Source organism: Winogradskyella alexanderae, assembly GCF_020166335.1.
Classification (GTDB): domain Bacteria; phylum Bacteroidota; class Bacteroidia; order Flavobacteriales; family Flavobacteriaceae; genus Winogradskyella; species Winogradskyella alexanderae.
This window is the reverse complement of record NZ_JAIUJR010000002.1, coordinates 370269-382254: the sequence shown is the minus strand read 5'-3', so window position 1 is coordinate 382254 and position 11986 is coordinate 370269. Positions and strand designations below refer to the sequence as shown.

General features: G+C 33.4%; 10 protein-coding genes. 8 read left to right on the top strand and 2 right to left on the bottom strand.

Features of this window, described 5'->3' with window-relative positions:
* The first annotated feature begins 10 nt into the window (after nucleotides 1-10).
* From neuC to LBU54_RS05160, 8 genes are read left to right on the top strand one after another with little or no spacing between them, the layout of a single operon-like run.
* Nucleotides 11-1144, top strand: coding sequence for a UDP-N-acetylglucosamine 2-epimerase (gene neuC / locus LBU54_RS05195; RefSeq protein WP_224526791.1), 1134 nt, complete (start codon nucleotides 11-13; stop codon nucleotides 1142-1144).
* Nucleotides 1134-2522 carry a hypothetical protein gene (locus tag LBU54_RS05190; RefSeq protein ID WP_224526787.1) on the top strand — a complete coding sequence of 463 codons (1389 nt, stop codon included), beginning with the start codon at nucleotides 1134-1136 and terminating at the stop codon, nucleotides 2520-2522. Before neuC ends, LBU54_RS05190 begins: the two co-directional genes overlap by 11 nt.
* Complete coding sequence (locus LBU54_RS05185; protein WP_224526785.1) at nucleotides 2522-3655, top strand: glycosyltransferase family 4 protein; 1134 nt, start codon at nucleotides 2522-2524, stop codon at nucleotides 3653-3655. Before LBU54_RS05190 ends, LBU54_RS05185 begins: the two co-directional genes overlap by 1 nt.
* Before the next feature lies 1 nt (nucleotide 3656).
* Nucleotides 3657-4775: a glycosyltransferase gene (locus LBU54_RS05180; protein ID WP_224526782.1), complete on the top strand. Its 1119-nt coding sequence runs from the start codon at nucleotides 3657-3659 to the stop codon at nucleotides 4773-4775.
* Nucleotides 4772-5842: a glycosyltransferase gene (locus LBU54_RS05175; protein WP_224526780.1), complete on the top strand. Its 1071-nt coding sequence runs from the start codon at nucleotides 4772-4774 to the stop codon at nucleotides 5840-5842. The genes LBU54_RS05180 and LBU54_RS05175 overlap by 4 nt, the downstream gene beginning before the upstream one ends.
* Nucleotides 5832-7247, top strand: coding sequence for an O-antigen ligase family protein (locus LBU54_RS05170; protein WP_224526777.1), 1416 nt, complete (start codon nucleotides 5832-5834; stop codon nucleotides 7245-7247). The genes LBU54_RS05175 and LBU54_RS05170 overlap by 11 nt, the downstream gene beginning before the upstream one ends.
* Entirely contained in the window at nucleotides 7201-8217 is a 1017-nt protein-coding gene (locus LBU54_RS05165; protein ID WP_224526776.1) for a glycosyltransferase family 4 protein, read from the top strand. Before LBU54_RS05170 ends, LBU54_RS05165 begins: the two co-directional genes overlap by 47 nt.
* 44 nt (nucleotides 8218-8261) lie before the next feature.
* The gene (locus LBU54_RS05160; RefSeq protein WP_224526774.1) at nucleotides 8262-9656 is read left to right on the top strand and encodes a sugar transferase; all 1395 of its coding nucleotides are present in this window, start codon (nucleotides 8262-8264) and stop codon (nucleotides 9654-9656) included.
* A gap of 5 nt (nucleotides 9657-9661) precedes the next feature.
* Here LBU54_RS05160 and LBU54_RS05155 read toward each other — a convergent pair whose 3' ends face one another.
* A complete protein-coding gene (locus LBU54_RS05155) occupies nucleotides 9662-10822 on the bottom strand; it encodes a lipoprotein N-acyltransferase Lnb domain-containing protein (protein ID WP_224526772.1) in 1161 nt (386 codons plus the stop codon).
* 2 nt (nucleotides 10823-10824) lie between these two features.
* The gene (locus tag LBU54_RS05150) at nucleotides 10825-11895 is read right to left on the bottom strand and encodes a putative type IX sorting system protein PorV2 (RefSeq protein WP_224526771.1); all 1071 of its coding nucleotides are present in this window, start codon (nucleotides 11893-11895) and stop codon (nucleotides 10825-10827) included.
* Nucleotides 11896-11986: the final 91 nt, after the last annotated feature.

The following is an 11986-nucleotide window of genomic DNA, read 5'->3' as shown; positions in this document are numbered from 1 at the left end:
ACTTTAGTAAATGAGTAGTAGAAAAATTGTTTTTTTAACCGGAACGCGTGCTGACTTTGGTAAAATAAAAGGATTAATTGCCATTTTGGAAGAAGCAAAAGCGTTTGAGCCCTATATCTTTGTTACTGGAATGCATCTTATGGAAGCCTATGGTTATACCTTGTTAGAAGTGGAGCGCTGTGGTTTTAAGCATATTCACACTTTTAGTAATCATACACATGAAACCACAATGGATCTCACTTTAGCAAAGACTATTGAAGGATTTTCAGAATATGTTAAAGCTATTCAACCTGACTTAATTGTGGTTCATGGCGATAGAGTAGAAGCTTTAGCTGGTGCCATAGTAGGTAGCCTTAACAATATTTTAGTGGCACATATTGAAGGTGGTGAAATATCGGGTACCATAGATGAGTTAATTCGGCATTCTGTTTCAAAATTGAGTCATATACATTATACCTCAAATGACGAAGCCAAGAATAGATTAATTCAAATGGGAGAATTGCCCGAGTCCATTCATACCATTGGCTCACCGGATATAGATGTCATGTTTTCGGACAGTTTGCCCTCAATAGAGGAGGTAAAATCTTACTACGAGATTCCATTCGATGATTATGCTGTGGCTATGTATCATCCCGTAACAACAGAAGTAGATCATGTTAAAGATGATGCCAAAAAATTTGTTAAGGCATTGAAAGATAGCATGAAAAACTATGTCGTAATTTTTCCTAATAATGATTTAGGAAGTCAATTTATAATTGAGGCTTATGCATCATTGAAAGAAAATGGAAGTTTCAGAATTTTTCCTTCCATCCGATTTGAATATTTTCTGACGTTACTAAAACATTCACAGTTTATGATTGGTAACAGTAGTGCAGGAGTCCGAGAAGCACCTTATTATGGGATTCCTAGTATAGATATTGGTACACGTCAAAGAAACAGAGTAAAAGTTCCGAGTGTTATAAACTGTGATTGTATTGTAGATAACATTGTTAATGCTATCCATAATATTGATGAAGTTCAATCAGAAAAAATGCAGATATTTGGTTTTGGTGATAGTGCTTCCTTGTTCTTGAAAAGTCTAAAGTCAGGTGCTGTTTGGAGCATAGATCATCAAAAACAATTTAAAGATATTGATGGCTCTTAAATCTCATGTTGTAATTATTGTTCCAGATGGTGTTGGAATTAAAAACTACCTCTATTCCAACTTATTAAGTTATCTTGACAAAACATCTATAATCACAATATGGTCACCTTTGGATGAAGGTACCTTTGAAGAAGTAAAAAAATGTCATCCAAATATTGCCCTGCAATACAGAAATCTGAAGTTATTTAAAGAACCAATTAAAACAAGACTTTACAGGGAAGCAGCAACTTATGCTCGTCTTCATTTTTTTACCAAAAAAACCAAAAACAAGACATTACTTTTAAACTGGCGTAAGCCTAAGACTAATTTCAAATTAAGAGTTTTATATGCTATTTCAGAGTTTATTGGTAATAAGGCAAAATCAGATTACCAACGTATTAAATCCCTCGAAAAAAGAAGTAAGTTAAACTGGACAACTTCAATAATAGATTATTATAAATCAGAATTGAGTGAATTGAAGGCCGACCATTTGTTCATTACGCATCAGCGAGTTGCGGGATTAATGCCCATATGTATCGCTTCAAATTCTATGGGAGTTAAAAGCACTACAGCTATCTTTTCTTGGGATAATTTACCCAAAGCTCGTCTTTGCGTCGAGACAGATTTTTATGCCTTATGGAGTGATTGGATGAAAAAGGATATGAATCTGTTCTATCCAGAAATTTTAGATTCTCAGTTAAAAATTGTAGGGACACCACAGTTTGAATTTTATAAAAACCAAAAACAGATTAAAACTAGAGAGGAATTCGCTCAATCCCATGGTTTAGATTCAAATAAACTATGGATATGTTTCAGTGGTGATGATGAATTAACCTCACCATACGATCCAAAGTATCTGCAAGATATTGCTGAGACAATTTCAAGGCATTTTGATAATATACAGTTGATTTTTAGACGGTGTCCTGTGGATTTTTCAGATCGCTATGATAAGGTACTTCAAGATTATAGAGCTGTTATCGTGCCAATAGATCCTGTTTGGGATGTAGCATCAAAGTCATGGGTTGGATATTTTTCAAAAATTGAGGATATAAGCCTACAGGTCAATCTCGCTTATCATTGTCTTGGCGTGATTAATCTTGGAAGTACAATGGCATTGGATTTTGCGTCTTTGGATAAACCTTGCTTTTATATTAATTATGATAGTGTAATAGACCCTAGTTGGAGTACTAATCTTATTTATAAATACCATCATTTTGGTACACTGGACAACTTGAATCCGGTTGGTTGGATAAACAGTAAAGAGGAAATAAAAAAAGCGCTAGAGAGATTATTAAATGGAATTGATGATATGTCGGTTGATACAAAAAAATGGATGGAACGTATCGTCTTATTCCCAATTGAAAGTAATTCTGAAAAACTATCTAAGATTTTAACGTAATGCACATTTGTTTTATATCAAGTGAATATCCTTTATGGAAATCTGGTGGAGTAGGTACTTTTCTCCAGACTTTTGGACGTGCATTAGTAAGGGAAGGCCATAAGGTATCAATAGTAGGTCTCGGAAATTCGTATGAAGAGCAATTGATCGATAAAGGTATTAAGATATATAGGCTACCACGATCAACTGTTCCAGTTGGTAAGTTTTTCTTCAATACAAGATGTATTGCAAGCAAAATCGCGATGTTGCATAGCCAAGAAAAAATTGATATTGTTGAATCAGCTGAATTGGGTTTAGCATTCCTAAAAAAGAATTCAGAAATAAAATATGTAATACGATTGCATGGTGGTCACCACTTTTTTGCTGAAAGTGAGAACCGAGATGTACACTGGTGGCAAGCCTTAAAAGAAAGACTATCATTTAAGAAAGCAGACGGCTTTGTTGCCGTTTCAAACTACGTAAGGGAGCATACGTCAAGGTTCTTATCATACCATGACAAGCCTATAGATATAATTTATAGTCCGATTAATACGGAGTTATTTAAACCGAATGCTCATCAAGAAATAGAGCCATTAAATATAACTTTTGTAGGTACGATTTGTGAAAAGAAAGGTGTACGACAACTAATTATGGCTATGGAAATTATTTGTAAAAAATATTCTAAAGCTCATCTAAATATCTACGGCAGAGAATGGTTTTATAAAGACGGACGCTCCTATACTGATATGTTACATGCTGAATATGGAGATATTATAGATAAATGTGTCACGATACACGGTGTTGTACCTTACGAAAAGCTTCCAAGCCGTTATGGTTTAGCTCAAATCTGTGTATTTCCGTCACACATGGAAACACAAGGATTGGTTGCTCAAGAAGCAATGGCAATGGAAAAACCTGTGATATTTTCAAAATTAGGACCCGGTCCGGAGACTATAGTAGAATATAAAACTGGTTTACTTTGTGACCCCTTAAATGTTAATGATATCGCTTATAAGATTATATGGTCGTTTGAAAATATGGATAGGGTAAAAGAAATGGGAAAAAATGCACGAGAATACGTGCTAAATACTTTTAATATTAAAACAAATCTTTCCAAGAATTTGGATTTTTATAGAACGTTGATTGAAGCTTAAAATGACATTTGCAATATTCACATTGGTTCAACATAAAAAACACCGTAACAAATACTATGGCTATGCACCTTATGTTCGTGAGATGGATATTTGGAATTCACATTTTGACCATGTAATTGTTGTTGCGCCCATATCTAGTTCAAATCGAATAGATAGTATTGATATAGCTTATAAAAATCAGAATATCACTTTTTTTGAAGTTCCTGTTTTAAACGTGAAATCTTTATCTGGAATTTTAAAAGTATTAGTTAAAATACCTAGCATCTTATTTAGGATGTTCAATGTTATGCGAAAGGCAGACCATCTACATTTTAGATGTCCAAGTAATATTGCTGCCATGGCTTCATTGGTGCAGCTTTTTTTTCCAAAGAAGAAAAAAACGATGCGTTATGCTGGTAATTGGGACCCGAAAAGTGTTCAGCCATTCGGGTATAGATTTCAAAAGTTCATTTTTTCAAACACATTACTGACACGAAATATAACCACCTTGGTTTATGGTGATTGGCCGAAACCTACAAAAAGTATGCGTACTTTTTTTGCAGCAACCTTTCATGAACAAGACAAAGTTGATTATAAGCCAAAGAATTATAGGGATTGTTTAAACTTTACCTTTATCGGAGCGTTAGTGCCAGGAAAACAACCATTAATGGCAATTAAAATAATGCAGCTATTAAATACTAAAGGTGTAAAATGTAAACTCAATATTTTTGGTGACGGTATTTTAAAGGATGAATTAATTAATTACATTAGGGAAAACGAGATTGAGCATATGATTAAAATAAATGGAAATGTCACTAAAAAAGAATTAATGACGAGTTTACAAAGTGCTCATTTCAATATTTTGCCTTCAAAAAGTGAAGGCTGGCCTAAGGCCATAGCTGAAGGGATGTTTTTTGGGGTGATTCCTATTTCTACAAATGTCTCCTGTGTGGAATGGATGCTAGATTATGGTAAAAGAGGAATAATAATAGAAAACAATGTTAAACTAGCAGTTGAGGATATTAGAGAGGTCATTTCTTCGAGAGATCTTAATGTAATGGCTAAAGAGGCTCAAGATTGGTCGCAAAAATACACGATTGAAAAACAATCCGAAGAAATTAATGATATTCTATCTACATGATTAGGGCAATACAGCTCATAGATTCTTTGGATGCCGGAGGTGCAGAACGATTGGCGGTTACCTATGCAAATTTGCTTGTTAGTGAAATAGATGGTTCGTTTTTGTGTGCTACACGACAAGAAGGATTACTAAAGGATTCAATAGGCAAAGGAGTTAAATATCTTTTCTTGCAAAAAAAATCGAGTATAGATTTAAATGCTGTAATAAGATTTAAAAAGTATCTCAAAACAAACGATATTAGTATAATTCATGCTCATGCAACATCCTTTTTTTTCGCCACACTAACCAAACTCTTTTATCCTCGAATTAAAATATTTTGGCATGACCACTATGGAAAAAGTGAGGAACTGAAAAAAAGACCAAAATTTATTTTACAATTTTGTTCGCTTTTTTTTCATCAAATTTTCAGTGTAAATCAAAAGCTCCTTACATGGGCAAGTAAAAATCTTTTTTGTAGTAAGGTTCAGTACTTACCAAATGTTGTGATGCTTAACGATTTAGATCAGGAAACAAACCTTTTTGGAGAAGATAACAAGCGCATATTATGTCTGGCAAATTTAAGACCACAAAAAGATCATTTGAATCTTTTTAAGGCTTTTCAATTAATCTTAAAAACATATCCAGATTGGACATTACACTGTGTGGGTAAAGATTTTGAGGATGACTATTCAAGGTCTATAAAAGAGTTTGTGTCTAAAAATAGTTTAGAAGATTCTATTTATTTTTATAATAGTAAACCAGATATAAAACATATAATTAGCCAATGCGAAATTGGTGTTTTGTCATCAAAATCCGAAGGATTGCCATTAGCTTTGCTCGAGTATGGATTGGGTGAACTTGCCAGTGTGGTAACAAATGTTGGAGATTGTGGGTTGGTATTAAGTTCAACAAATCTAGGTCAATTAGTTGAAGCTCAAGACCCATCGGGATTAGCCGAAGCTTTAACAGCATGTATTGCTAAAACGGATTATAGAAAAGAAGTAGGTTTAAACCTAAAACAAAAAGTAGAACAATCATTTTCTTGTCACTCAATAATTAAGAAGCTTAAAGATGCGTATGAAGGGTAAGAGAGGCGAATTGCATTATAAAAACTTGAAGTCTAATTATAATAAGAATAACAAGGAGAATTATCTTACCTTGGTTTTACTCCATGTAGGTTTTGCCTTTTTAATTGCCCTTATTCCTATTTTTTCAAAGATTTATTTTATTGCCTTAATCTTGTTTTTTCTTCATAGAATTTTCAATGCTCCAGAGAAGGAAAAGCACAAGGAGGTTATAATGGCATGTTGCTATGTTGTGGGGTCTGAGGTTTTGTTTAGAATGACTTCAGGTGCTTTCTTCTATGAGGGTTCAAAATATTTGGTCATTTTGTTTGCAATAATTGGTTTGTTCTATAACGGTTTCTCCAATAAAGCCTATCCTTATTTCATTTATCTTATCCTCTTAATACCCTCTATTATCGTAGCTTATATGACAATAGGTTATGATTCAAATTTTAGAACAAATATTGCTTTTGTTCTTAGTGGACCTGTTTGTTTAGGAATTTCCGCGCTATACCTTCTCAACAAAAAGCTTTATATGAACGATTTTTTAAAGGCGCTCCTATACCTAAGCTTACCAATAATTACAATGACTGTATATCTTTTTTTATACAGTCCAAGTATTAAAGACATATTAAAGGGCACACAATCTAATTTTGCAGCGTCAGGAGGATTTGGACCAAATCAGGTTGCAACAGTTTTGGGATTGGGAATGTTTGCACTTACGGTTCGGTTTTTTATGAAATCCCCAACACTTACATTAAAAATATTTAATGGAGTTCTTCTTGGTCTTATAAGCTTTAGGGGCATTGTGACTTTTAGTAGGGGAGGTATAATTACCGCTGTTTTAATTATTATACCATTTCTGTATTTATTGTTTTTTAAGTCTACCAAACAAATGAAGGGTAGGATTATATATACGTTGATACTTTTTAGCGTTTTAGGAGTAGCTGTTTGGTTTATCAGTTCTAATCAAACCATGGGATTGATTGATAAACGATATGCAAATCAAGATGTTTCGGGAAGAGACAAAGAAGATTTGTCCACAGGGCGCGTTACTCTTTTTATGGACGATCTTCAAGGATTTATCGAAAATCCTTTGCTGGGTGTAGGTGCTAATGGTGCCAAAGAGTTAAGATTAAAAAAAGGTCAAGGACTAAAAGCATCGCATAATGAACTAAGTCGATTGTTTTCAGAGCACGGGACTTTAGCTTTTTTTATATTATTGATATTAATTTTTGTTCCACTATTATATCGATTAGAAAACAAACGAAATATCTTTTTTTATTCCATGCTTGGCTTTTGGTTTGCTACTATAAACCATTCTGCAATGCGAATCGCTGCACCAGGCTTCATTTATGCTTTGGCATTACTAAATGTATATTATGACAAACGTCCTTTATGTAGGAAACGCCTTATCAAAAAAGGGTAGAACACAAACTACAATTGATACATTGGGTTACAATTTGAAAGAATTTTGTAATGTCAGAATTGTTTCTAAAAAAAGAAATAAGATACTAAGATTAATAGATATGGTTTGGGCTGTCTTCCGGTACAGAACCAAAACAGACTTCGTATTAATAGACACCTATAGCACCATGAATTTTTACTATGCATTGGTCGTGAGTCAGTGCTGTAGACTTCTGAATAAGAACTATATTACCATTTTACATGGTGGAAACCTTGAAAATAGACTAAAAAACAATCCAAAAATTTGCCAATTAATTTTTAATAACGCATTTAAATTAGTTACTCCTTCTTTGTTCTTAAAAACTATTTTTGAAAATTATAACTATACTAATCTTGTCTATATTCCCAATTCCATAGAAATAGAAAATTATACATTTCAAAGACATAAGATTGAGAATATAAACTTGTTATGGGTACGCTCTTTTTCTTCAATTTACAACCCTAAGTTAGCTGTAGATGTCCTGGTAGATTTAAAAAATAAAGGTCATGATGCAACCTTAACTATGATAGGACCTGAGGTTGATGGTTCTCTTGAAAAAGTCAAGTCATATGCAACGCATAAAAAAGTAGATGTAGAATTTACGGGAAAGCTGGAAAAGTCAGAATGGATCAAAAAATCCAAGAATAAGAATGTATTTATTAATACAACAAATATTGATAATACACCTATAAGTGTTATTGAGGCCATGGCTCTTGGTTTGCCAGTTGTTTCAACAAATGTCGGCGGACTCCCATTTTTAGTCCAAGATGGTAAAGAGGGATTATTGGTAGAGCCTAATAATAGTGAGGCTATGAGTCATGCCATTTTAAAGCTATTCCAAAACGAAGAGTTTGTTACGTTGCTAACTGAAAATGCTCGCAAAAAAGTCGAAGATTTTGATTGGACCCTAATAAAATTGAAATGGCAACTTCTGTTGCAATATAATTGTTAAATGCTTTAGACTTTTTATCTTTACATAACCCGCCAGATTAAATCATGAAGCATAAAAAAGGTATTCACTTTGAAGTATCTGAACGCAAGATTCTTTTAAGAATCATGGATCTAGTAATGGTTTATCTTGGTATTTATTGTCTTAATACTTTTACGGATTTTGATTATCTTTTATTTGTCATAGATAATATCATCCCCTTAATCTTATTGGGTATTTATGTTACAATATTTGGAACAGTATTTGAACTTTACGATCTTCAACAAGCCAGTAAATTAGACATTACCGCTCGAAACTTAACATTGGCGATTTCTGTTTTAGTGTTGTTTTATTTATTGACACCTTTTATCTCACCAGTCTTACCAGAAGAACGTATTCAAATTTTATACTTCTATTTTACGCTTATTACAGCAATATTCTTGTGGCGCATTGCCTACACCCAGTTAATTGAATCTCCTAGGTTTTACAAGAGAATACTCTTGGTTGGTGATGTTTCAAATATCGAAGGTTTAGTCAAATCACTAGACACTTCTGACCCAAACTACAAGATAGTAGGGTTTTTAAATAGTGAAGAATCCGATAGTGAACCTATAAAATATAAAGGCCTCAAAGAGTTTCCTGCAAAAGATTTTCTAGAGGTTTTACAACGGGAAAATATCTCTGAAGTTTTGGTCGCCAGCTTCAATACAGAGGCTATGGTTACTGAGGTATACCATGATTTAATACTTCTTTTAGAACGAGGATTTAAAATAAGAGATTATACTCAAGTTTATGAGGAAATGTTACAAAGGGTACCGATACAATTTGTAGGTAAAGATTTTTATAAATATTTTCCGTATAGTAGAAGTAACGAAAACAAACTTTACCGTTTTTTTCAGCGTACGTTTGATATTATATTCTCATTGTGTGGTTTGATATTTGGACTAATAATCTTACCCTTGGTTTATGTTGGAAACCTTATGGGAAATAAAGGGCCAATATTTTACATTCAAGAACGAATTGGCAGAAATAGTAAACCATTCAAAATTTATAAGCTCAGAACTATGGTCGTCAATGCTGAAGAGGATGGCGTAAAATGGGCAGAAAAAGGAGATAAAAGGATTACTCGATTTGGTCGATTTTTAAGAGGCAGTAGGTTGGATGAGATACCACAATTTTTTAATGTTCTTAAAGGCGATATGAGCATTATTGGTCCCAGACCAGAACGGCCGTTTTTTGTCAATGAACTCTCGCGAATTATTCCGTTTTATGAAATGCGACATATCATCAAACCAGGCCTTACAGGCTGGGCGCAAGTTAATGCAAGATATGGGTCTTCAATAGACGATAGTTTAACCAAGTTGCAATATGATCTGTATTACATAAAGCACAGAAGCTTGTTCATAGATTTTAGCATTATTATTAAAACTTTGAGCACGGTATTATACTATCGTGGACAGTAGTAAGTTCAGAAGGTTCTAACTAAATAAACATATCTCAAAAATAAAGCTAATAAAAGTGGTATTAATCCGATAGCAAATACTTGAACTCCAATAAACCAGTGTAGTGTCATAAGGCAAAGCATAATGATTAAAAACTTAAGATAACCCTTTACCCATGATTTCATTTTAGGCTTTAGCATCTGTCTAATTAATATAAAGTTAAGAGGAAATGCCCATAGTAAATTATAGTTATTGGCCGTAGCACTGTGATCTGTTGCAAACCAAAGTAAGAAAAGAATCAAACCAACAATACCTGTTAAGCAGAATAAGGAAACATCTAACCATTTACTTCGACTTTGATTTTTGTAATCTTTGTAGGTAATGAAAAGAATTAAAGCTGAAATCAATCCGATTACGAACAAAGGACTTATCAAGAAATTGAAAGAGGCCTCTTCTGGTCTACTTTTGTAGATTATTTTAGAACGATTAACCAAAGAGTTCATTCCATCATAGGTGGAATTTTCAAAGTAGGAATTAATGTATTTTGGTAAAAACATGTATTCATTTGGGGTGGCATTTTGATCAATAACAGAACCTAATGCTAGGTCTATGCCAAAACTGCCCCAGCTATTTTTATTCACGTGCTCGTAAATTAATTCCCTAAATGTTTTTTGAGCTAAATCATCAGGACTGTTAAATTTTATTTTATTGTTTGTAACGGTTTGTGAAACATCTCTTATCCGTGTAGCACAATTATCATAAAAGAAGTCATAGAGATAACGTCTGTTTTCAGGCTTGTAGTTGTTTTCTAGATAATCAAATAATGCTTGTTTTTCGGTTGGATCAAAATTCAGAATTTGTTCCTTAACCGTTCTATTATAACGTACATAATGTCTGTAAAAATCATCATAATTATGTCTACTGATTAAATAATTTAGCTTCCCTTGCGCAAATTTGAGATAAAAATTAGGTGCATCAAAGTCATATTCGCCGTAGCCATAGGTTACATCGATACCTCTCGATACGTCTTTAATTCTAAAGGCATTATGACCAAAAGCATCATTCAAGGATTTTCCGGGCCCAACTGTAAGAACAGAAACCTCTGCATTTGGAGTTAATGTTATTTGTTGACCAAATCCATATACAAAAATTAATAAACCAACTAGAAAAGATAATTTAAATCTCATAATTATCTGAAGACACCAAAGTCAATTTTTAATGAAAATACATTTGAATATAGCGCTGCACTTTGATCTCCTATATCTGTGAAAGCATAGTCTATTTGGAAACCTTTATATTTAAAACCAACTCCAAAATTTGGTTGAAAGGTTAGGTTTTCAGAATTATCGATTTGCAATTCGTTTTGAAAATTACCAACGCCTCCTCGAAGGAAGACAAGGTCGGTATAACCAAACTCAAATCCCAAAGCCGGATTTATACTTGCAAAAGATGTTGAAATAATATCATTATTTTCTTCAAATCTAGCAATAAGATTTGTTGCAGCTAGAAAAGAATAGTCATAATTGAAAATCCACTTTTTTGAAATGCCAAATTGAAGTTTTGGAATTGTTATTTCTGTTGTTTCTGGCAATTCTTGATTTTGACCTTCAACAGCGCCACTTATTTGTTCAAATTTTTCTTCATTTATAGACCAAGCATTAAAAGTCGTTGTTATATCTCTGGCCATTAGGCCAAATTTCCAGTCATTATCCGTCTGAAATTGAATTCCAGCATCGAGACCAAAACCCCAAGATGAGGCAAAATCGCCAATAATACGACGAATAACTTTTGCATTAACTCCAAAATTCAGACCATCTAAAGGAAGCTTTCTTGCATAAGAAAATGTCAGGCCATAATCTGCAGTAGAAAACGTATTGATTCTGTCATAATTAATATTTCCTTGGTCATCAATTAATTGCGTAGTGTCTAGAATATCGTCCACTCCAAATCGAATTAAAGATACTCCAACCGCACTTCTGTCATCAAGAGGCATTGCGAAAGCTATGTAATTGTAGTTTGCTATGTTAGCAAAATAGCTAGAGTGCATCAATGCCACTTGTTTATCTTCGACGTGTACAAGTCCTGCTGGATTCCAATAACCAGAATTTACGTCTGCCGTCTGGGACACTACTGCGTTGCTCATACCCAAGGAAGCGGCATCAACACCAATATTCATAAATTCATTTGAATATTTTCTAGCAGTCTGTCCAGCAATAGCAAAAGTGGTAAGCGTTAAGAGAATTACTAAGTAATTTTTCAACAGCAAAAATTTTTTACAAAGATGCACATTATTTTCTATCTATTAAACTTCAAATAGTGGTTCTTATTGTGTGTTTTTATAAATTGCAACA

Excerpts from the sequence above, each read along its gene's own strand:
- LBU54_RS05190 (WP_224526787.1), top strand. The coding sequence starts at position 1,134 with ATGGCTCTTAAATCTCATGTTGTAATTATTGTTCCAGATGGTGTTGGA.
- neuC (WP_224526791.1), top strand. The coding sequence starts at position 11 with ATGAGTAGTAGAAAAATTGTTTTTTTAACCGGAACGCGTGCTGACTTT.
- LBU54_RS05170 (WP_224526777.1), top strand. The coding sequence starts at position 5,832 with ATGAAGGGTAAGAGAGGCGAATTGCATTATAAAAACTTGAAGTCTAAT.
- LBU54_RS05160 (WP_224526774.1), top strand. The coding sequence starts at position 8,262 with ATGAAGCATAAAAAAGGTATTCACTTTGAAGTATCTGAACGCAAGATT.
- LBU54_RS05155 (WP_224526772.1), bottom strand. The coding sequence starts at position 10,822 with ATGAGATTTAAATTATCTTTTCTAGTTGGTTTATTAATTTTTGTATAT.
- LBU54_RS05185 (WP_224526785.1), top strand. The coding sequence starts at position 2,522 with ATGCACATTTGTTTTATATCAAGTGAATATCCTTTATGGAAATCTGGT.
- LBU54_RS05180 (WP_224526782.1), top strand. The coding sequence starts at position 3,657 with ATGACATTTGCAATATTCACATTGGTTCAACATAAAAAACACCGTAAC.
- LBU54_RS05175 (WP_224526780.1), top strand. The coding sequence starts at position 4,772 with ATGATTAGGGCAATACAGCTCATAGATTCTTTGGATGCCGGAGGTGCA.
- LBU54_RS05165 (WP_224526776.1), top strand. The coding sequence starts at position 7,201 with ATGACAAACGTCCTTTATGTAGGAAACGCCTTATCAAAAAAGGGTAGA.